The organism is Shewanella eurypsychrophilus (assembly GCF_007004545.3).
Lineage (GTDB): Bacteria > Pseudomonadota > Gammaproteobacteria > Enterobacterales > Shewanellaceae > Shewanella > Shewanella eurypsychrophilus.
The window spans coordinates 4,427,438-4,450,574 of record NZ_CP045503.2; the positions used below are offsets into that span (position 1 = coordinate 4,427,438).

Consider the following 23,137-nt stretch of genomic DNA (forward strand, 5'->3'; position numbering starts at 1 on the left):
TCCCAGTCTTCATCACCAATATCACTCTCTCTATTGAGCAAGTTTAAGATAAAAACACTCAACTTTTTCTACTTTCACTTTTATGTCATAAAAAGCAGTCTCAACTGAGCTAGCATCCAACGGTTCTCAGTACTCGCTTGGGTGGGGGTATAACTAAATACTTTAAGCTGATATTTTGGCATAGTAAACGGCACATCAAACAAGCGAATAGGCAGCAATCCCTGTAGTTCAATCGCCGCTAATTTCGGCAAAGTGATCAATAAATCAGACCCTGCAACAAGAAAAGGTGCGTTCATAACATTGGGCAGTTGAATAGCTATGTCTCGACTATGACCTAACAAACACAGCTGCTTATCTACTACACCACTCCTCTCCCCCCATGGAGAGACCAAAATGTGCTTTCGCTGAAGAAAAGTTTGCAGGTCTAAGCTAACCAAATCATTACTTGCAAGTGTGCAATAGCTGTCCTCCAACCAAACCCACTCATCGATTAAGCGAGTCGATTCAACTTCACCGTGGGCGTAACCAAGAGAGAAATCGATCTCTGCTTCCTCAAAAGCACTAATGGGCAACTTAGCATCATGATTAGTTAGATTGATTCTCACCTCTGGTGCTACTCGCTCCAGATGAGCAATTAGCTTAGGCATCATTAACAAGGTGGTAAAATCAGTCACAGCAAAATTAAACTCATGCTTACTCTTTGTGGGAGCAAACTCTAATTTCTGCCCAAAACACGTATTAAGTGTCACCAACACTTGGGTGATAGGAGAATGGATGCTAATAGCATATTCGGTAGGGATCATCTTGGTATGACTTCGAATAAAAAGCTCATCATCGAGTTGGTCCCGCAATCTAGCTAACGCATGACTAAATGCCGATTGACTCAGATGAACCGAACTCGCCGCTCTCGATACATGTCGATGTAAATAAAGAGCATTAAAAACTTTAAGTAAGTTTAAATCTAATCGCTGCAAGTTATTATGCACAGTTTTCATCTCCACATGCAGATTATGCACTTATCACATAACTAGCCTTAGTTTATGCTCTAAGCTTAATATTACAAGATGAGAAATTCACATGAGCCTCAACTTCACTTTCGATGATACAAAAGAATTTGCCAATACAGTCGAGCAAAAGATCGCTGAATTTAACTGGCAGCGCTGGGAAGTATCTGAGCGCCTACCTCTTGGGCTCAAGCTTGAAGATGATAACGGAGATTTACTCGCGGGTTTCTCAGCAAGAACATTTGGCAACTGGCTACAAATAGACAACCTTTGGGTTAGTGAAACACTCAGGGGGCAAAGCATAGGAGATCAATTATTGGCTCAAGCCGAAGCCATCGCTATTGAACGAGGCTGTATCTACGCCATCCTCGACACTCTAAATTTCCAGGCCCGCCCCTTCTATGAAGCCAGAGGCTATACCCTACAATGGACTCAAGAAGCCTACCCAAAAACCGGTTGTAAATATTTTATGGTTAAAAATTTAGTGCCTTAGTGATGAACATAGCCACCCACTTTACCTCCCCATAATTTATCGCTTAATAAAACGGCAAAAATTATGGGTGGCTATGTTAAAGGGGAGCTCGAAGAGAAAACCTTGCTGCTGAATTCCAAGTGTAGATGCCGCTGCGAGCTTCGACGACATGGCGCTTTATGACATCCAGCCACCGCGGTATTTTAAAAAAACATTAACATCAGACACTGCCACAGAGACTACAGGGACCATATTTTCAGCGTCTCGCAGGAGTATCTGTACATGCCTCGCCAGCCTGTAGGTAGGTGACCATAGAAGTATGACCTGCTGGAACCATCAAACCAGTGACCCCCTAAAATGTAATCAGTCTTCATTCAAAGGCTAGCAAGCTTTGTTAGATAAACAAAAACGCCATTAGTATATAAATACCAATGGCGTTCAAATTTATTCAGCTGACAAGCTCTGTAGGCTTACTCAAAAATGAGCCCCGAGTATCTACCTTGGGAATCTACCGAGTGTGCAACGGTCATTGCTACCGAAATCTCGTACTGTGGCGACATTTTCATAACCAAGCTCAATCATCTTAGCCCTTAATTGCAGTGCTTGACCAAAGCCATGCTCTAACAGCAAGTAGCCACCTGGAGCCAAGTAATCACGCGCACAATCGGCAATATGATATAGATCGGCAAATCCATGCTCAGATGCCGTCAGTGCACTGTGGGGCTCAAACCTAACATCACCTTGATCAAGATGAACATCAGTTTCGTCAATATATGGAGGATTAGAAACAATCAGGTTAAAGTCATAGCAGTCTATGCTGTCAAACCAATCACTCTGAATGATCTCCACCTGCGGTAACTTTAACTGAGCTCGGTTAGCCTTAGCCAATGCCACTGCTTCAATAATTTTATCAACTGCAGTGATCTGCCACTGACTCTTTTCATAGGCCAGAGACAAGGCTATAGCCCCTGTTCCGGTCCCAAGATCCAGCACCCTAGCATTTTCTGCAAGTGGCAAGTTCAAGGCGGTTTCCACTAAAATTTCAGTGTCAGGACGTGGAATGAGTGTCGTTGGATTAACCATAAAAGGTAATGACCAAAACTCTCTTTCACCGACGATATGCGCGATAGGCGTCCCTAACAGACGTCGCTCAACCATCATTGTGTATTCAATAACCTGATCAGACGTTAAACGCTCATCGGGCCAAGTATAAAGATAGCCACGTTGTTTATGAATAATATGCAGCAGCATCACCTCAGCATCAAGCTTAGGTGTATCGGATATATCAAGCAATTGGGGCGAAGCCCAATTGAGAGCTTCAGCTAACGTCTGATACAAGGGAATTCCTTAATATGACACCATAAGTGTATGACTGAATTCAAAACCTAAAGTGGAGTATAGGCGTATTGCCTACTCTTCACCGAGCGCCGCTAGCATATCGGCCTGGTTTTCTTGCATCAAAGGAAAGATCAACACATCTAACTCACCTTCCATCACTTCATTTAAGCGATATAGGGTCAAGTTGATACGATGATCACTGACGCGCCCTTGAGGGAAATTATAAGTACGAACACGCTCTGAACGATCACCACTACCCACTAAGTTACGGCGGGTACTTTCTTCTGAGCTACGACGCTTTTCATCTTCTACAGCTTGGATACGCGCTGTAAGCACACTCATCGCTTGAGCACGGTTCTTATGCTGCGAGCGCTGATCTTGACACTCGACCACAATACCTGATGGGATATGCGTAAGACGGATCGCTGAATCTGTTTTGTTGACGTGCTGTCCACCGGCACCCGATGCTCTAAAAGTATCGACTTTCAGATCGCCCTTATTTATTTCAATGGCTTCTGCTTCAGGAACTTCAGGCAAAATAACAACGGTACATGCTGAGGTATGAACACGGCCTTGTGATTCTGTTTCTGGTACGCGCTGAACTCGATGTCCGCCGGACTCGAACTTCAACTTACCGTATACACCTTCACCACTGACTTTGATGATGATCTCTTTGAAGCCACCATGCTCACCTTCGTTAGAGTTCATGATCTCTGACTGCCAGCGGTTAGACTCTATGTACTTGCTGTACATGCGAAACAAATCACCAGCGAAAATAGCCGCTTCATCACCACCTGCACCAGCGCGGATCTCGACAAAAGCATTGTTATCGTCTTTCGGATCTTTAGGAAGCAGTAAGATTTGAATTTCATCTTCAAGCTTTTCAATAACAGCTTTTGTTTCTTTGAACTCTTCTTGAGCCATCTCTTTGAGCTCAGGATCATTCTCTGCCAACATCTCTTTGGCACCTTCATGATCTTCACTCGCCTGTTGAAATGCTTTAAAAGCAGCAACGATATCTTCTAACTGAGAGTACTCTTTTGAGAGCGCACGAAAGCGCTCTTGATCAGCAATAACACCTGGGTCGCTCAATAGAGCCAATACTTCTTCGTTACGCTCAAGCAAGCCTTCAAGCTTGCGGATCACACTGTCCTTCATTACTACGCTAACCTTAGTTTTTATCTAGTCCGAGCGCGGTTCTTAGCTGGCCAATGCTATTCAGATCACCTTGGCGACTTGCTGCAGTCAAGGCTTGTGTTGGAGCATGGATCAATTTATTGGTTAGCTTGTTGGCGAGTTCAAGCAGCAATTTCTCGCTGTCTCCGCCTTGGGCTAACTTATTGATCGCTCTCTCAACTAGCTCATCTTTTATCGCCATACTTTGGGTGCGATATTCACGAATACTGTCTACCGACTCTAATGAGCGGATCCACTCCATGAAAAGATGTGACTCTTCTTCAGCAATTATCTCAGCTTGCTCGGCAGCCTCTCTTCGTGAGGCCATATTCTGTTCTATGATGCTTTGCAGGTCATCCACTGTGTAGAGGAAGGCATCGTCAAGATCAGCAACCTCGGCTTCGATATCTCGAGGAACTGCTATATCAACCAACAACATAGGCTGATGACGACGCTGCTTAAGCGCTTTTTCTACCATGCCTTTACCGAGTATCGGTAATGGGCTAGCGGTAGATGATATCACGATATCGGCCTGAGGGAGATAATCTGGTATCTGTTCAAGCGTAATCGCTGTCGCACCAAACTCTTCACACATACCTTCGGCACGTGAAAGTGTTCGGTTAGCCACCACCATTGAATCGACACCATTATCTTTTAAGTGGCGTGCTACCAGCTCAATGGTCTCACCAGCACCAATCAAAAGCACTTTAGTGGCACTTAACGCTGAGAAGATATGTTTAGCCATACTCACTGCAGCAAATGCTACAGATACAGCAGCAGCACCAATCTCTGTTTCTGTTCTAACTCTTTTAGCGACAGAGAACGTATTTTGAAACATACGTTCCATGGTTATTGCGACTGTGCCAGCCTCTTTCGCCTTAACGAAAGACTGTTTCACTTGTCCCAGGATCTGCGGTTCACCCAGAATAAGTGAATCTAAACCCGATGAAACACGCATCAAATGCTTCGCTACCTCTCGACCTTCATAGCGATAAAGACAAGGTTCAACATCTTCATGGGAAACTTGATGATAATTTTCTAACCAACGAATAACCGCCGCTTCATCAGCAGTATTAGTATACAGCTCAGTACGGTTACAAGTTGAAATGATGACAGCTTCGCCGGTTTGGGTTTCCTTGGCCAGACTCTTCATAGCGTCATGAATTTTATCTGGTGAAAACGCGACCTTCTCTCGAAGATCTACCGTGGCTGTTTTATGATTAATACCGATTGCTACAAGGGTCATCTGACTCGTTCTGGTCTCTTGGTATCTCATTTATTGTTGGACATTCTACTTAATTGAATGAACTAAAAACAGAATATGCTTAACAAAACCGAATAATAATCACAGTTCTTACTCATTTTCCCAATTAAGTTTAGCTATTTTGCCTCAATCAATACCAATACTGCCTTAGCTTGATAACCATATGCTAAGAGAGTTACAGCGTTTTTTGCATTTAATTCTGGCATTATCTGGCGGCCTTCGTATCATAGAGAACTTCACTATCAGTTATAGATGAATAATTTGAGCTATCTCACAAAATACTCTCTCTTAGCGACACTTCTATGCCTAAGTTTTCTTTCGGGTTGTACAACAACGCCTATAAACTTAGTGCCCATAAACGTTGATAAGGTATCGCAAGCCAAAGCTTGGGAGATGAAAGGCAAACTCGCAGTCAGGACTCAGAACGAGAATTTCAGTACCAATCTCTATTGGCTACACACTCAATTTAGAGATGAGTTGAGGCTCACCACCATGTTAGGCACAACGATATTGTCGCTAACGACCGAACAAGGCCTGACACGACTAGAGGTTGATGGCAAAGTTTATCAACACAATGACGCGCAGCAGTTACTTACTAATGTGACTGGTTGGTCAATTCCCGTTCAAGCCTTACCATTATGGATCACCGGACAAGCGTCTGCAGATGACCTCATAGATTCATTTGATGAAAAGAATAGACCAGTAATTTTAACCACGCCATTACAAAGCCCGTCTTGGCACGTAGAGTTTCAACAATGGCAACAACAGAGTGGCGCAGAGTTACCTCGGATGTTACAGCTTAAAAGGGCCGATCTTCGTCTCAAGATCCAAGTCAGTCAGTGGCAAGCGTTAGCAAATCAAAATGTAAGCACAAATAAACAAGATCTTGGCTTAATGCCAGATGAGAGCAAAAAATAAATGAAGGACACACGCTTATCTTTAGCTTGGCCGGCGCCAGCAAAACTAAACCTATTCTTGCATATCAATAATCAACGCGAAGATGGATATCATGAATTACAGACTTTATTTCAATTTATCGAACACTGCGACTACCTAGATTTTAAAGTAACTGCATCTTCTCAGCTTAAGCTGCACTCAAATATTTCAGATTCTGTTGCTGATAGCGATAACTTAATTCTGTTAGCCGCAAAATCTTTGCAGAAATATACTCATTGCCAAAGGGGTGCCGAGATTTGGCTGGACAAGCGCCTGCCTATGGGCGGCGGAATTGGTGGTGGCTCATCGGATGCTGCAACGACATTAGTGGCATTAAATTATCTTTGGGATACGCAATTATCTAAAGAGCAACTCATGGAGATAGGACTTGAACTCGGCGCCGATGTCCCTGTTTTTATTAATGGTTTATCAGCATTCGCTGAAGGTGTAGGTGAGAAGTTAATAACTGTTTCACCTAAGGAGTATTGGTATCTTGTTCTCATCCCGAATGTGCATGTATCTACTGCCGAAATATTCCAAGATCCCTCATTGACTCGTAATACGCCAAAACTAGACCTTGACTCATTAATGAACAGTTCTTGGCAAAATGATTGCCAAGAACTGGTTGTTAGGCGTCAGCCCAAAGTTGCCAAAGCCTTAGACTGGCTGATAGAATATGCGCCGTCTAGAATGACTGGAACCGGAGCGTGCGTTTTCGGTCAATTCGAACAGCAGCAAGACGCACTAGAGGTCGCGGATAAGTTATCCGTAGATATGAAAGGCTTTGTTGCAAAAGGAACAAATATATCTCCTTTAGCTATGAGATTAGCTAAAGGCTAAAAAACTCTAAAGTAGTTTCTCATTACTTTAGCCACTAAAAATGAAGCATACGCCTGAGGTTCACACAGTGCCTGACATTAAACTTTTTGCCGGTAACGCCACACCTGGTCTAGCTAAGAAGATAGCCGATCGTCTATTTTGTAAACTTGGAGACGCAGATGTAGGCGTATTCAGTGACGGTGAAATCAGTGTCCAGATCAACGAAAATGTACGTGGTGCGGATGTATTCATCATTCAATCTACGTGTGCACCAACTAACGATAATTTAATGGAACTTATCGTTATGGTAGATGCATTACGTCGTGCTTCTGCTGGACGTATTACTGCCGTGATCCCTTACTTCGGTTACGCCCGTCAAGATCGCCGCGTGCGTAGTGCTCGCGTACCGATCACAGCCAAAGTAGTTGCTGATTTCCTATCAAGTGTTGGCGTAGACCGCGTATTGACTTGTGACCTGCACGCTGAGCAAATTCAAGGTTTCTTCGATGTTCCCGTTGATAACGTTTTCGGTAGCCCTGTGCTGCTTGAAGATATGTTAGCTAAGAACCTAGACAACCCTGTTGTTGTTTCACCCGATATCGGTGGCGTTGTACGTGCTCGTGCAATCGCGAAGTTATTAGATGATTCAGATCTTGCTATTATCGATAAGCGTCGTCCAAAAGCAAACGTCTCGCAAGTAATGCATATCATTGGTGATGTTCAAGGCCGTGACTGTATCATTGTCGATGATATGATTGATACGGGTGGTACACTCTGTAAAGCAGCTGAAGCGCTTAAAGAACATGGTGCTAACCGTGTATTTGCCTACGCAACTCACCCAGTCTTCTCAGGTAATGCGGCAAAGAATATCGCTGAATCAGTAATCGATGAAGTGATTGTGACCGATACTATTCCATTGAAGCCAGAAATTGCGGCACTTGAAAAAGTATCACAGCTATCAATGTCTACTGTTATGGCTGAAGCTATTCGTCGCGTTAGCAACGAAGAGTCAATCTCTGCGATGTTTAAGCACTAATTAAGCCCTCGGCTTAATGATTAAAGGCACTCAATGAGTGCCTTTTTTATATTTTGTAATTAAGAACAAATATTCTGACAGATAGCGTTCAACATCGATGGATTTCACATTAATCGGCATAAGCCCTTTCATCAAATCAGCTGGTCTTCTCTAAAAGGCTTAGAGAACAGATATCCTTAAAAATGGATACAGCCTTATTCATTAGGAATTACACGCTAAAATTCGCTTTCAGCGCCTTCAGTGACAGAAGTAAGGCTTAGTTGTACAGATCTTCTGGCATTTCATCTATCTTGATCCGATTCTCTTCACAGTAAGCCAGTTAGATTTCCAACAATAAAATCACATTACCTTTCTAGAGTTCACTGCTTTATATCGATTGATATTACCAGCAGAAAATAGTGCTCTTATTAGAGCTTGAAAGTTTCACATCCTGATGTAGATAGCAGCCAATAATCGACTCAGTAAACTCCAGACACAAAGCCTATTTCAATCCTTGACCTTCAGGACGAAGAGAAGGTCATGAAGATGTCTGGAACATCTATGACCCATGGGAAATAGCCATAAATGTTCCAGACACAAAAAAGCCCGTCATAAAGACAGGCTTTTTCATTTTAATAAATGGTACGGGAAGAGAGACTCCACTTTGTTTCAAAATAGGTCTCACACCTTACGGCACCAGAACCTAAATCTGGCGTGTCTACCCTATTTCCTAACTAAGAGTACCACTCCCGCACTGCACAGTTTTACACCTTGAAGGTAAGGTATTGATATTACAATTCAAAAGTAAAACCCATAAATTTTAGACACAAAAAAGCCCGTCATAGAGACAGGCTTTTTCATTTGAATAAATGGTACGGGAAGAGAGACTTGAACTCTCACACCTTACGGCACCAGAACCTAAATCTGGCGTGTCTACCAATTCCACCACTCCCGCACTGCATCTAGTTTTACATCTTGAAGAGATGGTCCTAGTTTTACATCTTATTAGGATGAAACTTAAACTTATCTAAGAAGTGATTCTCAAAAAAGTTTAAGTTTAAAAATGGTACGGGAAGAGAGACTTGAACTCTCACACCTTACGGCACCAGAACCTAAATCTGGCGTGTCTACCAATTCCACCACTCCCGCACTGCATCACTTTTACATCTTGACAAGATGATTTAGCACAAAACCGACTGTTATCAAGTAAATATAACAACTGCTTAATACTGGCTCTAGTTTTTCATCTTGAGCAGATGTAAAAAGTGGCTGGGGTACCAGGATTCGAACCTGGGGATGCCGAGATCAAAACCCGGTGCCTTACCGCTTGGCGATACCCCAACAAATTTCTTGCTAAGTTACTGACTCAGTTAAACTAAGCCTGTATCTTTAATAATGGTACGGGAAGAGAGACTTGAACTCTCACACCTTACGGCACCAGAACCTAAATCTGGCGTGTCTACCAATTCCACCACTCCCGCACTGCATCTAGTTTTACATCCTGATAAGGATGATGCAGAAGGTAAATCTGGCGTGCCTAACATCAACACCACCACTCCCGCACATATCTCAAGTTTTACATCTAGAGAAAGATGGTAGTGAATAAACGAGACTTGAACCTAAGCTCTTAGAATCAATAATTCACAACATCTCAAATTTTACATCTAAGAGAAAGATGGTAGCAATAGCGGGACTTGAACCTGCGACCCCAGCATTATGAATGCTGTGCTCTAACCAGCTGAGCTATATTGCCACAACAACCAGTGTATACGTTTAACCGTATAAAAATGGCTGGGGTACCAGGATTCGAACCTGGGAATGCCGAGATCAAAACCCGGTGCCTTACCGCTTGGCGATACCCCAAAATCTTTTCAGATTAATGAAGCGTAAGAAATGGCTGGGGTACCAGGATTCGAACCTGGGAATGCCGAGATCAAAACCCGGTGCCTTACCGCTTGGCGATACCCCAATCTTTTCTTAACACTTCGAACATTAGACATAGTCTAACATTCAAAATAAATGGTACGGGAAGAGAGACTTGAACTCTCACACCTTACGGCACCAGAACCTAAATCTGGCGTGTCTACCAATTCCACCACTCCCGCACTGCATCAGTTTTACATCCTGATTAAGATGTTAGTATATGAGAGATAAATCTGGCATGTCTAATATCAACACCACCACTCCCACACTGCATCTAGTTTTACATCCTGATAAAAGATGTCTCGTTTTACATCTAGAGAAAAGATGGTAGCAATAGCGGGACTTGAACCTGCGACCCCAGCATTATGAATGCTGTGCTCTAACCAGCTGAGCTATATTGCCACTGTTTTAAAGTTCCTCTTGGTGAGGAACGGGGCGTATTATGCTTATTCAGCGTGATCAGGTCAACCGCTTTTTTTAGCAAATATAAACTAATTTCACTGTTCGGCTATAACTTCACCAAACTGAGCAGCAGATACGCAATTAAAGCTAATATTTGTTGATTTAGCCACAAAAACAACTGCGAATCTACTCGACTAACAAACAAAAAGGCTCAATGGATCCCATTGAGCCTTTAAGAACGTCATTAAGCTAATGACGTAAATACCACATTAAAGCCATTAAATAACTAAATAGTACGTTTACACGTTGAAAAGGAAATGCATCACATCACCGTCTTTAACGACGTAAGTCTTGCCTTCTACGCGCAGCTTACCGGCTTCTTTAGCGCCAGCTTCGCCTTTATAGGTAATGAAGTCATCATAAGCCATAACTTGAGCTCGAATGAAACCACGCTCAAAATCAGTATGAATAACACCAGCAGCTTGTGGCGCTGACGCCCCAATAGCGACAGTCCAAGCACGCACTTCTTTTACACCAGCAGTGAAGTAAGTTTGAAGTGTAAGCAAATCATAACCAGCACGGATAACGCGATCAAGCCCTGGCTCTTCAAGACCTAAGTCAGCCATGAACTCTTCACGGTCTTCAGCATCCATTTCGGCAAGTTCAGATTCAATCGCTGCACATACTGCAACAACGACCGCATTCTCTTTAGCTGCTATCTCACGCACTGTGTCTAAATGAGGGTTATTTTCGAAACCATCTTCAGCTACGTTTGCGATGTACATAGTAGGTTTGAGCGTAAGGAAGTTAAGGTAAGCAACGGCCGCCTTCTCTTCTACTGACAAGTCTAATGAACGAAGCATAAATCCTTCGTTCAATGGCTCAAGCATTTTCTCAAGAACAGACACCTCAAATTTAGCATCCTGATCACCGCCTTTAGCACGCTTTGCCTGACGCTGAATAGCTCTCTCACATGAGTCGAGATCTGCCAGTGCAAGCTCGGTATTGATCACTTCAATATCAGCAGTAGGACAAACCTTATTAGCAACATGGACAATATTTTCATCTTCAAAACAACGAACAACATGGCCAATCGCATCGGTTTCACGTATGTTCGCGAGGAACTTGTTACCTAAACCTTCACCTTTCGAGGCACCAGCAACCAAACCAGCAATATCAACAAACTCCATTGTTGTTGGTAGCACACGTTCAGGATTAACGATTGCAGCTAATGCATCTAAACGGCTGTCAGGTACAGGAACAATCCCTGTATTAGGCTCAATTGTACAAAACGGGAAGTTTGACGCTTCGATGCCGGCCTTAGTTAACGCATTAAAAAGAGTTGATTTACCTACGTTTGGCAGGCCCACGATGCCACATTTAAAACCCATATTTTTACCTTTAATATCAATAATAAAATTATAATGACGATAAGCATCGCACTATAATTAAGTTCTCTATAAGAGGTGATTCTATCAATCACCTCATCAAATTTTTATGCAATCATTGCAGTTACTCTGCTTTGTATGAGTGCAGCCTATGCATGGCTTTCGCCATATCTTCATTAAATAAAACTTCTGTCGATCTCACAGCTTCATCTATTACATCTTCAATCAGCACCTGCTCCGCAGCAGGGGCTTTGCCAAGTACATAATTACTCACTTGACTTCTATCGCCGGGATGGCCAATACCAATACGCAGTCGATAAAAACCTTTGTCATTCCCAAGACTCGCAATAATATCTTTTAAGCCGTTGTGTCCACCATGACCTCCACCAAGTTTAAACTTAGCAACTCCAGGTACCATATCCAGCTCATCATGGGCCACTAATATTTCATCGGTATCGATACGAAAAAAATTAGCCAGCGCACCGACAGACTTGCCACTTAAATTCATAAAAGTGCTAGGAATAAGCAAACGAACATCTCGGCTATGCAAAGTCACTCTAGCTGTTAAGCCAAAGTATTTACTGTCAGCGACTAACGTCGCACCACAAATCCGAGCCAGTTCTTGAACATACCAAGCACCCGCATTATGACGAGTTTGCGCATATTTCTCACCTGGATTGGCAAGACCTACAATTAGTTTTATATTGCTCATTGAGCCCATTATTTCCTTCAAGGCGCGATCTAGCTATTTATTACAACTAGCAGATAAAGGACGCGCAAAATAAAAACGCGGCATTTTAACACTCTATGGACGAGGCAACAAATTTTAAGCGGAAATGAGTGGAGCCAAATCGAATTATTGGCGCCACTATCTTAACAGAGTGGTCATTTATGAATGATTTTTTCTATAAAAATCAGCGCTATTTAAGACCCATCGCGTATTTCAAGACCTGTTTTTTTATTGGAGTATCAATATTGGCCAGTCTCAGCGCTGCATTACGTATTAGTTTCAGCGGCAGGAGGTCATTACTGAACCCGGCATAAAACAGATCCATCGCTGACATCATCAGTAAGTTTTCTTTATATCGGCTTGATTGATATTTCGCTAATGTCGCGTTATCCCACCAGCGCTCATTTGACGTTATCGCATGAGAAAGTGTTTGAACCAATGCTTCAACATCTTTAAAGCCGATGTTAACCCCTTGGCCAGCAAGTGGGTTTATCGTATGAGCAGCGTCACCAAGAATGACTAAGTTATCACCAAAATAAGTATGTGCATGACGGCGGGTTAATTTAAAACTTCCCTTTTGCAACACCTCAAAGCGCCTGTCTAAACGCTGAGGAAAATGCAGCTTAATCTGCTGTGCTAATGCTTTATTGCTTAACTGAGACAATTGACTTATTCGACTGGCATCATCGTACCAAACCAGCGATGCCTGATTTCCAGGCAAAGGCAATAAAGAGCGTGGCCCCTTAGGAGTAAACTGCTGCCAAGTGACATCTTGCTGCCCAAGCTCTGTCTCAATATTGATCAACATGGCTGATTGCGCATAATCCCAACCGGACAGGCCGATCCCCGCCCATGTTCTTACTTGAGAGTTTGCCCCATCAGCGCCGATAAGTAACTTAGCAGTGAGCTGTTGGCCATCATCTAGCTTCACGATGACGCCATCAACATCTCGCTCAAACTGTTCCACCTTGCTCGGACAAAAAAGCTCAATATTGTCGTAGGACGTAAACTGTCCCCATAAAGCGAGCTGTATAAGACGGTTTTCAACAATATGTCCAAGATGTGAAGCACCGACTTGTTCGCTATGAAAACGGGTGATAAAACCTTCTAACTCCCAAGTTTCTAGACCTAAGTAAGCTGCACGTCGCATATTAGAGATTGCGTCCAAGGCCCCAAAACGTTCCAATAAACTCTCAGAAGCGGCACTGACAGCTGAGACTCTAAGATCGATCGCTTGCTCTTGTTGATAAGCATTAGGTTTAAAAGCCTCGATAACCGCAACGCTCAGACCTAATTGAGCACAACCAATTGCCGTTGCAGCACCCACCATACCGCCACCGACAATGACGATATCTTTCTCTACTCTTTTTACTTGCGACTGACTCACTAAGACTTATCCCATTAAACTATGATGAAATGACCAAAGCACCAATTTACTGGCTCAAATCGGAGCAAAAGATATTACAAGATCCCATGATACGTATGTAAATGTGACTAGATCGGCATTGGCTCATATCCACTTACAAACTGAACACTTTTCACACGACTTTCTACTTTACACTCACTCTTAAAATACAAACCTATGGATTGAGTGAGAACATTATGAAATTATTAACTACAGTTGTCTTAATCTCAGCAAGTTTACTCCCCTTAACCGCTTCTGCCGGAATGTCTGACAACAAGCCGATAGAAAGGATCACTGTAAACTATAAAACACCGTTTGATTATGCCCTATATCAATATACGACGGAACTTTTGGTGCAATTCAGACAAGAAATAGCCAGTGATATATACCTGCAAGCTAAGGCAAGTTCATCTTTAATGGCTCAAGAGCATTCTAGATTAGCCCATTCTGCCAGCATTGCTTCTCGTCAAATGATGAATATAACTGATAGCGATGTGAGCCTGCAATAATCACTCTGAAGTTTACCGATAGGTGGTAAAATGCTGTATTTCATTGAAAGCCATTTAAGGTCAATACCTATTAATGGCTCAATTTCAGCATACCCTGCTAAATGACATGCCCTTTTGTCTTTTCGCACCTAAAGACATGTCAGAAGACTTTGGCAAAAGCTTCATGTTCGAAGATAAGATTAACGTCTGTTTTAACTAATTTATATTCTTCCTTAATGAGTATTTTTTAATATTAACGCCCAAAAGCTGGTCAGTTGCTGCTTCTAGAGGTAAAATGTCGCGCTGTTTTTCCCGTGGTTCCAAGAGTGACATAAACTGATGAGCAAAAAACTCCATATTAAAACCTGGGGCTGTCAAATGAATGAGTATGACTCATCTAAGATGGCCGATCTGATGGATGAGTATAAAGGCTATACGTTAACTGACGAAGCTGAAGAAGCTGACGTATTGTTATTGAATACCTGCTCTATCCGTGAAAAAGCTCAAGAAAAGGTGTTCCACCAACTTGGACGCTGGAAAAAACTCAAAGACAAAAACCCTGATCTGATTATTGGCGTTGGAGGCTGTGTCGCCTCACAAGAAGGCATGGTCATTAAAGAGCGTGCTCAATGTGTTGATATCATTTTTGGCCCTCAAACCTTACATCGCCTTCCTGAAATGATTGACCAAATTAAGCAAGGTGGCAAAGCCGTCATCGATATCAGTTTCCCTGAAATTGAAAAGTTTGATCGATTACCAGAGCCTAGAGCCGATGGTCCAAGTGCCTTCGTTTCGATTATGGAAGGATGCAGTAAATATTGCTCTTTCTGTGTTGTGCCTTATACCCGTGGTGAAGAAGTCAGCAGACCTGTAGACGATGTGATTCTAGAGATCGCGCAACTTGCAGAGCAAGGTGTACGTGAAGTAAACCTTCTAGGCCAGAACGTCAACGCGTTCAGAGGCGCCACCCATGATGATGATATCTGTACTTTCGCTGAATTATTGCGTTATGTAGCCGCTATCGATGGTATAGACAGAGTACGCTATACCACCAGCAACCCTATTGAATTCACTCAAGATATCATCGATGTTTATGAAGACACGCCAGAATTAGTCAGCTTCTTGCATCTACCGGTTCAATCAGGTTCAGACCTTATTTTGACCCAGATGAAGCGTGGTCACATGGCTATCGAATATAAATCAATTATTCGCCGCTTACGTAAAGCGCGTCCGGATATACAGATTAGCTCAGACTTTATCATTGGTTTCCCTGGTGAATCCAAGCAAGACTTTGCAGATACCATGAAACTGATTGAAGATGTAGCATTTGATCATAGCTTTAGCTTTATCTATAGCGCACGTCCTGGTACGCCTGCTGCAGATTTACCTGATGATGTAACGCTTGAAGAGAAGAAAGAGCGCTTAGCTATCTTGCAAGAACGTATCACTATGCAAGCCATGCGTTATAGCCGTCAGATGCTTGGGACCGTTCAACGAATCTTGGTTGAAGGTCCATCGGTTAAGAACCCAATGGAACTTAGAGGCCGCACCGAAACAAGTCGAGTGGTCAATTTCGAAGCCGACCCTAAGCATATTGGTAGCTTCGTTGATGTAGAAATTGTCGACGTGTACGCCAACTCTCTTCGCGGTACGTTTATCCGTGGAGAAGATGAGATGGATCTACGTCGCTCGCTACGTCCATCTGATATTCTGGCTAAACATAAACAAGATGATGACTTAGGTGTTACTCAATATATCCCCTGAGTTCGTTAATACATTGATAAGGCGGCATTTACCGCCGCCTTATTTAATCATTTTTATTTAGACTTTTAATACATAAATACCATTAGCATTTCTGTCTCAGGGCTCGTAAAATGAGACTAATAGCAGCATTATGACAATAGCCATTTGGAGCCATTCTTGTCTAACAAGTTAACGACACTAAATCTTTATCTTGAGCCTTCCGATATTCGCCGCCTAGCTTCGCTTTGTGGACCATTCGATGACAATATCAAACAACTAGAACGACGTATTGGTGTTGAGATCAGCTATCGTAATAATCATTTTCAGATTGTAGGCCAAGCAAGAAACTGTCTTACTGTGAATAACTTGCTCAAAACTCTGTATGTAGAAACAGAAACGGTCAGAGGCAACACTCCTGATCTTGAACCCGATACAGTGCATCTAGCCATTCAGGAAGCTGTATCTTTAGATGCTGAAGCTCCGCGAGATGAGAAAGAGCTGTACATCAAAACCAAACGGGGCGTGATTAAGCCTCGTAACCCAAACCAAAGTGATTACGTTAGCAATATCATGAAACACGATATCACCTTTGGTGTAGGCCCCGCTGGCACAGGGAAAACCTATTTAGCTGTTGCAGCTGCCGTCGATGCACTAGAAAGACAAGAAGTACGCCGCATAATGCTCACCCGTCCTGCAGTGGAAGCCGGTGAAAAATTAGGTTTCTTACCTGGAGACTTGAGTCAGAAAGTCGACCCCTATCTGCGCCCTCTATATGATGCCCTCTTTGAGATGCTTGGCTTTGAAAAAGTTGAACGGTTAATAGAACGTAATATCATCGAAGTAGCACCGCTCGCATACATGCGTGGACGAACACTCAATGATGCCTTTATTATTCTCGATGAAAGTCAAAATACCACGGTTGAACAGATGAAAATGTTCCTAACCCGTATCGGATTTAACTCTCGAGCGGTCATTACTGGTGATATTACACAGATTGACCTTCCCAAGAGCCAAAAATCAGGCCTACGCCACGCCATCGAAGTGCTCAGTGAAGTAGAAGAAATTAGTTTTAACTTCTTCCAAGCAAAAGATGTCGTCCGCCACCCCGTAGTGGCCAGAATAGTTGAAGCCTATGAAGACTATGAACAAAAGCAACAACTTGCAAAAGCAAAACGCGATAGCCAATACAAACTGCAGGAAGTGAAAGGCAATGAGTAATCCAATCTCCACAATTGAACTCGCACTCGATCTGCAAATTGCTATCGAAGATGCCACTTTACCCTCTACAGAAAATTTTGAACTTTGGGTAAAAACAGCACTCAGAAATACCATGAAAGAAGCTGAATTGACCATTCGTATTGTCGATGAAGCCGAAAGTCAGCAGCTTAATAGTGACTATAGAGGAAAAGACAAACCGACCAATGTATTGTCCTTTCCTTTTGAAGCACCCGCTGAAATTGAGATCCCTCTGTTAGGCGATCTGGTGATTTGTGCACCAGTCGTTGAATTAGAGGCGAAACAACAAAACAAAAGCTCACAAGCACACTGGGCTCACATGGTTGTACATGGTTGTCTTCATCTGCTAGGGTATGATCATATTGACGATGAAGAAGCTGAAGAGATGGAGTCATTAGAGATCCAACTCATTGAAAAGTTAGGTTATAACAATCCATATAAGGAAGCGTAAATGATCATTCATCTATCTTTTAAGATAGTTGTTTGGATCGAGAAAAATTATGAGTGATGACATCCCCCCGAGTACCAGCGCCCAAAAGAAGGGCTGGTTTGAAAAAGTAAGTCAGTTATTCCAGGGCGAACCCCAGAGTCGCGATGATCTTGTTGACGTAATACACGATGCAGAGCAACGTGAAGTTATCTCTGAAGATACCCGAGAAATGATAAAAGGTGTTTTAGAAGTCTCAGACTTAAGGGTTAGGGATATCATGATCCCACGAGCTCAAATAGTCGCACTTCAAATTGACAATAGCGTAGAAGAACTCCTCACTACCGTTATTGGATCAGCACATTCACGCTTTCCGGTCGTAAACGAAGACAAAGATCATATCGAAGGCATTTTACTCGCTAAAGATCTACTTCAATACGGCTTTAAAAACAACGAAGAACCTTTCTCTCTCAGGCAAGTTATACGCCCGGCAGTCGTTGTCCCTGAAAGCAAGCGAGTCGATGTTTTACTCAAAGAATTCCGCTCTCAACGTTATCATATGGCTATCGTCGTCGATGAATACGGTGGCGTATCAGGCCTTGTCACCATTGAAGATATCCTCGAAGAGATTGTGGGTGATATCGAAGATGAGTTTGTTCATGTATCGGCGGAAGAGACTGAGATCCGTAAGGTCGGAAAACAGGTCTATATGATCAAAGCTTTGACCCCTATCGAAGACTTCAATGAAGAGTTTAAAACTCAATTTAGTGATGAAGAGTTTGATACTGTGGGTGGCTTAGTTTCTCATGCTTTCGGTCATTTACCAGAGCGAAATGAGAAAGTCACTATCGATGGCATCGAGTTTAAAGTCATCAGTGCCGACACCCGTCGACTGCTGCAACTTAGAGTAAAACTTCCCGATCCAAATGCCGCAGAGAAAATAGCCTAGTTCTAGGCTTATCCACAACGGCTGTTTTATATGATGAGGCTTAAATGCTGAATAAACTTCGGGCATTTGCCCATCATGAAAAAATACGTCTGGTACTGGCATATTTTGCCGGTGCCAGTACGGCCCTCGCTTTTGCCCCTTATGGTTTATGGCCCACTTACCTGCTAGCACTTACATTTGCCCTACATCAAAGTCGCAAATTATCAGCAAAGTCTAGTCTCTACTATTGGCTTAGCTTTGGGTTTGGTTGCTTCTCAGTTGGGATCAGCTGGGTTCACGTCAGTATGGCAACTTATGGCGGAATACCATTAATCGCTTCGATGGGCCTAATGGCTGTCCTCGCCTTGTACCTTGCTTTGTACCCCGCATTAACGGGCTACTTATTACAAAAACTGTCATCAAGATCATCAGCATTAAGAAATCTAATACTCTTTCCGGCTCTATGGACAATAACTGAATGGTTAAGAGGATGGGTGTTAACAGGCTTCCCCTGGCTTTGGGCTGGTTATTCTCAAACCGAAGGGCCACTGAGAGATCTGGCGGCTGTTATCGGTGTCCTAGGACTGAGTTTTGTCCTCGCTTTACTTGCTGGCACGTTAGCTTTGCTGTTACAAAAACGTTGGGTTAGCAGCGCTGTAGCCATTCCATTAGTGGCAATCATGACCTTCTTGTCTCCAACACTTTCAACCGTTACTCCCACTGGTGAAACCCTCAAAGTGGCACTGGTACAAGGTAATATTCCACAGAGCATGAAGTGGGAGCCAGAAGCGCTATGGCCAACCATGAGTAAATATATGGACCTTTCCCGTCCTATGCTCGATGCAGACATCATTATCTGGCCAGAAGCTGCAATCCCAGCACCGGAATATATGGTGTCTGAATTCTTGGATAATGCCAATAAAGTCGCCAATCTAAATAATAGTGCCATCGTCACTGGGATTATTAGCCATCAACAAGACAGTTTCTACAACTCCCTTATCGTGTTGGGAAACCATAATACTAAAGAGCAGCCACAAGCGGATTACACTGGCGATGGGAAAAATGAATTTAAGAAGCACCACTTATTGCCAATTGGCGAATTTGTACCACTAGAATCACTTCTCAGACCGCTTGCACCACTTTTTAATTTACCTATGTCTTCCTTCGCTCGTGGCGAATACCAGCAGGAAAATCTCAATGCATTAGGCCATCAAATAGCACCTGCTATCTGCTATGAAATTGCTTTTCCGGAGCAATTACGTGCAAATGTAAATAGTGGTACAGAGCTATTATTAACCGTGTCTAACGATGCCTGGTTCGGAAGCTCTAATGGCCCACTACAGCATATGGAAATAGCCCAAATGCGTTCAGTTGAAATGGGCAGGCCATTAGTAAGGGCCACCAATAATGGTGTTACAGCCGTTGTTGACGAACACGGCAATATTACTCATCAACTACCTCAATTTGAAACAGGTGTATTAGTCGCGGATATCCCTTTAGTGCAAGGACAGACCTTGTTTGCCAAGTTAGGACAGTGGCCAATATTAATCCTCAGTGCTCTATTACTTATGTTTTCGGTTATCAGGCGTTACTTTTCGGCTAAAGCAGAAGCATAATACCAATCGGTACAAGCCTTTATCCTAGCCAAAAAAATACCCGCTATAGGCGGGTATTTTTCTATTTAGTATGTGAACGTTAGCACATCATACAATAAACTGATTTAACAGCTTTTCTTGCTCTTTTACTTGCTCTAGCTGAGTCCTCATTGCTTCACTAGCCAATTCAGAATTACTGGCAACCTGCATAGATAAATCTCTTATATTGGACGTATTAACATTCATCTCTTCCGCCACCTGGCTCTGTTCTTCTGCAGCACTGGCAATTTGAAGGTTCATATCAGTGATCTCTTCAATGCTATTGCGAATATCATTGAGCGTTGCGTTTGCAGCTTTGGCTTTTTCAACTGTAATTTCAGTTGTGCTACGGCTCTCGGCCATGACATTAACAACCGCAGCAACGCCAAGCTGTAACTTATCTATCTTCTCTTTAATCTCCGACGTTGACTCTTGGGTTCGCGCCGCTAAACTTCTCACTTCATCGGCAACGACAGCAAAGCCTCGACCAGACTCGCCAGCCCTTGCAGCTTCAATGGCAGCATTCAATGCCAGTAGATTTGTCTGACCAGCTATTTCATTGATCACACTCAATATTGATTCGATACTTACGGTATCCGTTTCTAGCTCTTTAACAACGACCACAGCATCTTCAATCTGACTTGCAAGGTGTTCTATCGACTCAGTGGTAGTTTGAACGGCTAACGCTCCCTCACTCACAGCATTATCAGCCTGCTGAACCGCATAGGCAGCACCTTGAGCATTATTGGCAACTTCAGAAGCTGTCGTCGCCATTTCATGCATTGCTGTCGCTAACTGCTCCACTTCTTGTGTCTGAAGTCCCATTGATTCCGTAGCTTCTATTGCACCACGCGCAGTAGCCTCTGTCCCGACACTCACTTCCTTTCCGATTAGCTTAACTTGCTGGATTAAGTTCTGAAGTTTGATAGCAAAATTATTAAAGTTTCCAGCTAACGTCGCAAACTCAATGTCAGAGTCAGTATTTAAACGACGAGTTAGGTCGCCTTCGCCGGTTGCCACATCTCTCATTGCCTCGTTAAGGATTTCTAAGGGCCTCATCAAACGACTGATGATCCAACTCATCACGAGAGTAGCAATAACTAAAGATAAGATGAGATAAAGAATTGCGTCACGTCTCAATTCATCAGCGGCAGCAAATATAATGCTGTCATCTAAAACGATGCCCAAATTCCAGCCTAAACCTGACAATGGACTAAATACTACCGTGTGCATTTTCCCATCGATCTCTAAACGAGTCCTATCGCTATTCGTACTCAAATCCCGACCAAACAGTGTCGCCATAGGCCGTCCATTATTTTCCGCATCGGGATGAGCAATAAAATTACCATTGGCACCAACGATAAATGCATAACCAGCACCAAAAAGACTGACCTGATTACTAATATCAGCTAATCCCTTGAGGCTGATATCTGTAAACAATGCGCCTTTAAATTGGCCATTGATAAAAAGAGGGGCTGCAGTAGAAACTAAGATTTCACCACTTGCCGCATCTGCATACGGTTCAGTAACCAACTGCTTTCCTAGGCTTTTAGCTTCCTTATACCACATTCTCTGTCTAGGATCATAGCTTGAACCTGGATTCCAATTTTGATCATTACCAACAAAATGACCGTCTTCGAGCCCCATCCCAGCTAAAAGAAAGTGCTTTTTAATAACTGCTCGACCCAAGACTTCATGAAAGTGTTCATCTGTCAGATCAGACTGCAATAACGAAACAGCGTATGCGGTTAGATCGGACTTTTCATCAATAACAGCTTGAATATTGCTATTCATAGAGCCAATTAACTCTGACACGCTGCTATTCACTTGCTTTTCGATCTGCTGTTTCACTTGTAGATACTGATAGCCAGATAAAAATCCTAACGACAGCAGCAAAATCAAACTGACAGCAATGACGATCTTATGTACGAACTTCATACCTACTCCAATATGAGAATATTAATCGCTCGGCTATAACCCGTGGCGAATCTCAAAACAAAACACCAAAACATCACGAGATAATCACAACAAAAACCCAAAACTACAACTTTTAATATAGCAAATTTAAAAAAATACGGTTGATAGCACCAAAAGTATCCAAAAAGTAGTGAAAACTTACTTTAACCTCAAGCCTATAGTGACTGCACAGCGTGATAATTCGGGAGAATGGTGTCAGAACAGAGCAAGATTTTGATAACAAACCTTAGGCAACGAATTGCCACGACACTATAAACGGCCATTTAGCACTATATACACTATGCTCTAGCTCATAATGAAAATTATTACCTATTTTAGATATAAAAAAGGCTAAAACATTTCTTTAATACGCAGCTTTTAATTTAACTCCAGCTAATCATCTTTTAAAATATGCTTCCCCCCCATAAAGACTAGGTACTATGCTAAATCAAAGTTGCAAGGCTGCAGTGATATCAAAAAGAATCGAACAAAGGAAAAATCAACTTGGGATCAGTAACTCAGAAATTGCTCATGACTGTGGAGTGACGGTTAGAACAGTGGTCAACTGGACAACAGGGGTATCTGTACCCTCAATAACTAAGCTTGTGCCACTTAGCTTTCTACTAAAGAAGCCAATAAGCTGGATTGTGACAGGAACTGAAGACTTACCTCAATGGTTAAGTATCAGTGTCGCTGAACTTATCGAATTTCATAAACAACTAGCCAAGTACACGCCATCTGAGCGAAAAATGCTATTCAACTCCATTAGTACCTTAATGAATAGTTTTGATTATATATTAGAAAGTAGGGCTAAGTAGTATTCGATATGTTTATCACCACCTCTTACATTTTA

The 23,137-nt window shown here is 42.7% G+C and carries 19 protein-coding genes and 9 tRNA genes; 11 read left to right on the forward strand and 17 right to left on the reverse strand.

Features of this window, described 5'->3' with window-relative positions; translation table 11 throughout:
* Positions 1-80: 80 nt before the first annotated feature.
* Positions 81-995: a LysR family transcriptional regulator gene (locus tag FM038_RS18895; RefSeq protein ID WP_223292905.1), complete on the reverse strand. Its 915-nt coding sequence runs from the start codon at positions 993-995 to the stop codon at positions 81-83.
* Positions 996-1,077: 82 nt separating this feature from the next.
* Here FM038_RS18895 and FM038_RS18900 point away from each other — a divergent pair, with 82 nt between their 5' ends.
* On the forward strand, positions 1,078-1,497 hold the full coding sequence (locus tag FM038_RS18900; protein ID WP_142870574.1) for a GNAT family N-acetyltransferase: 420 nt from the start codon (positions 1,078-1,080) through the stop codon (positions 1,495-1,497).
* A gap of 474 nt (positions 1,498-1,971) precedes the next feature.
* On the opposite strand, the gene prmC is transcribed toward FM038_RS18900, so the two are convergent.
* The 3 genes from prmC to hemA all read right to left on the reverse strand — a co-directional run bounded on the left by prmC (position 1,972) and on the right by hemA (position 5,236).
* Entirely contained in the window at positions 1,972-2,814 is an 843-nt protein-coding gene (prmC, locus tag FM038_RS18905) for a peptide chain release factor N(5)-glutamine methyltransferase (protein WP_142870575.1), read from the reverse strand.
* A gap of 72 nt (positions 2,815-2,886) precedes the next feature.
* The gene (gene prfA, locus FM038_RS18910) at positions 2,887-3,972 is read right to left on the reverse strand and encodes a peptide chain release factor 1 (RefSeq protein ID WP_142870576.1); all 1,086 of its coding nucleotides are present in this window, start codon (positions 3,970-3,972) and stop codon (positions 2,887-2,889) included.
* A gap of 13 nt (positions 3,973-3,985) precedes the next feature.
* Entirely contained in the window at positions 3,986-5,236 is a 1,251-nt protein-coding gene (hemA, locus tag FM038_RS18915) for a glutamyl-tRNA reductase (RefSeq protein WP_142870577.1), read from the reverse strand.
* A 270-nt stretch (positions 5,237-5,506) separates the two neighbouring features.
* Between hemA and lolB the strand changes: the two genes are divergently transcribed.
* The 3 genes from lolB (at position 5,507) to FM038_RS18930 (ending at position 8,045) form a co-directional block, all read left to right on the forward strand.
* Positions 5,507-6,172, forward strand: a complete 666-nt coding sequence (gene lolB / locus FM038_RS18920) for a lipoprotein insertase outer membrane protein LolB (protein ID WP_142870578.1) — start codon at positions 5,507-5,509, stop codon at positions 6,170-6,172.
* Positions 6,173-7,030 (forward strand): 4-(cytidine 5'-diphospho)-2-C-methyl-D-erythritol kinase, encoded by an 858-nt coding sequence (gene ispE, locus FM038_RS18925; RefSeq protein ID WP_142870579.1) that lies wholly within the window; start codon positions 6,173-6,175, stop codon positions 7,028-7,030.
* Positions 7,031-7,097: 67 nt separating this feature from the next.
* Positions 7,098-8,045, forward strand: a complete 948-nt coding sequence (locus tag FM038_RS18930; protein ID WP_142870580.1) for a ribose-phosphate pyrophosphokinase — start codon at positions 7,098-7,100, stop codon at positions 8,043-8,045.
* A gap of 849 nt (positions 8,046-8,894) precedes the next feature.
* Here FM038_RS18930 and FM038_RS18935 read toward each other — a convergent pair.
* The 12 genes from FM038_RS18935 to FM038_RS18990 all read right to left on the reverse strand — a co-directional run bounded on the left by FM038_RS18935 (position 8,895) and on the right by FM038_RS18990 (position 13,854).
* Positions 8,895-8,979, reverse strand: a tRNA-Leu gene (locus FM038_RS18935).
* A gap of 109 nt (positions 8,980-9,088) precedes the next feature.
* Positions 9,089-9,173 (reverse strand) — tRNA-Leu (locus FM038_RS18940).
* A 117-nt stretch (positions 9,174-9,290) separates the two neighbouring features.
* Positions 9,291-9,365: transfer RNA gene (locus tag FM038_RS18945), tRNA-Gln, on the reverse strand.
* Between the two features lie 55 nt (positions 9,366-9,420).
* Positions 9,421-9,505: transfer RNA gene (locus FM038_RS18950), tRNA-Leu, on the reverse strand.
* Between the two features lie 195 nt (positions 9,506-9,700).
* A tRNA-Met gene (locus FM038_RS18955) sits at positions 9,701-9,777 on the reverse strand.
* A gap of 35 nt (positions 9,778-9,812) precedes the next feature.
* A tRNA-Gln gene (locus FM038_RS18960) sits at positions 9,813-9,887 on the reverse strand.
* Positions 9,888-9,918: 31 nt separating this feature from the next.
* A tRNA-Gln gene (locus tag FM038_RS18965) sits at positions 9,919-9,993 on the reverse strand.
* 51 nt (positions 9,994-10,044) lie between these two features.
* Positions 10,045-10,129: transfer RNA gene (locus FM038_RS18970), tRNA-Leu, on the reverse strand.
* Positions 10,130-10,272: 143 nt separating this feature from the next.
* Positions 10,273-10,349 (reverse strand) — tRNA-Met (locus tag FM038_RS18975).
* A 299-nt stretch (positions 10,350-10,648) separates the two neighbouring features.
* Entirely contained in the window at positions 10,649-11,740 is a 1,092-nt protein-coding gene (gene ychF / locus FM038_RS18980) for a redox-regulated ATPase YchF (RefSeq protein ID WP_142870581.1), read from the reverse strand.
* Positions 11,741-11,861: 121 nt separating this feature from the next.
* Positions 11,862-12,449: an aminoacyl-tRNA hydrolase gene (pth, locus tag FM038_RS18985; RefSeq protein WP_142870582.1), complete on the reverse strand. Its 588-nt coding sequence runs from the start codon at positions 12,447-12,449 to the stop codon at positions 11,862-11,864.
* A gap of 208 nt (positions 12,450-12,657) precedes the next feature.
* The gene (locus FM038_RS18990) at positions 12,658-13,854 is read right to left on the reverse strand and encodes an FAD-dependent monooxygenase (RefSeq protein WP_142870583.1); all 1,197 of its coding nucleotides are present in this window, start codon (positions 13,852-13,854) and stop codon (positions 12,658-12,660) included.
* A gap of 215 nt (positions 13,855-14,069) precedes the next feature.
* Between FM038_RS18990 and FM038_RS18995 the strand changes: the two genes are divergently transcribed.
* The 6 genes from FM038_RS18995 to lnt all read left to right on the forward strand — a co-directional run bounded on the left by FM038_RS18995 (position 14,070) and on the right by lnt (position 20,310).
* Entirely contained in the window at positions 14,070-14,381 is a 312-nt protein-coding gene (locus FM038_RS18995) for a hypothetical protein (protein WP_142870584.1), read from the forward strand.
* A 318-nt stretch (positions 14,382-14,699) separates the two neighbouring features.
* Positions 14,700-16,124 (forward strand): tRNA (N6-isopentenyl adenosine(37)-C2)-methylthiotransferase MiaB, encoded by a 1,425-nt coding sequence (gene miaB / locus FM038_RS19000; RefSeq protein ID WP_142870585.1) that lies wholly within the window; start codon positions 14,700-14,702, stop codon positions 16,122-16,124.
* 156 nt (positions 16,125-16,280) lie between these two features.
* Complete coding sequence (locus FM038_RS19005; protein ID WP_142870586.1) at positions 16,281-17,321, forward strand: PhoH family protein; 1,041 nt, start codon at positions 16,281-16,283, stop codon at positions 17,319-17,321.
* Positions 17,314-17,790 carry an rRNA maturation RNase YbeY gene (gene ybeY / locus FM038_RS19010; protein ID WP_142870587.1) on the forward strand — a complete coding sequence of 159 codons (477 nt, stop codon included), beginning with the start codon at positions 17,314-17,316 and terminating at the stop codon, positions 17,788-17,790. The genes FM038_RS19005 and ybeY overlap by 8 nt, the downstream gene beginning before the upstream one ends.
* A 49-nt stretch (positions 17,791-17,839) precedes the next feature.
* Positions 17,840-18,715: a CNNM family magnesium/cobalt transport protein CorC gene (corC, locus tag FM038_RS19015; RefSeq protein ID WP_142870588.1), complete on the forward strand. Its 876-nt coding sequence runs from the start codon at positions 17,840-17,842 to the stop codon at positions 18,713-18,715.
* Between the two features lie 44 nt (positions 18,716-18,759).
* Entirely contained in the window at positions 18,760-20,310 is a 1,551-nt protein-coding gene (gene lnt / locus FM038_RS19020; RefSeq protein WP_142870589.1) for an apolipoprotein N-acyltransferase, read from the forward strand.
* A gap of 87 nt (positions 20,311-20,397) precedes the next feature.
* Here the strand turns inward: lnt and FM038_RS19025 are convergent, their stop codons facing one another.
* On the reverse strand, positions 20,398-22,266 hold the full coding sequence (locus tag FM038_RS19025; RefSeq protein ID WP_142870590.1) for a methyl-accepting chemotaxis protein: 1,869 nt from the start codon (positions 22,264-22,266) through the stop codon (positions 20,398-20,400).
* 458 nt (positions 22,267-22,724) lie between these two features.
* On the opposite strand from FM038_RS19025, the gene FM038_RS19030 reads away from it, so the two are divergent.
* Positions 22,725-23,102, forward strand: coding sequence for a helix-turn-helix domain-containing protein (locus FM038_RS19030; protein WP_142870591.1), 378 nt, complete (start codon positions 22,725-22,727; stop codon positions 23,100-23,102).
* Positions 23,103-23,137 lie beyond the last annotated feature (35 nt).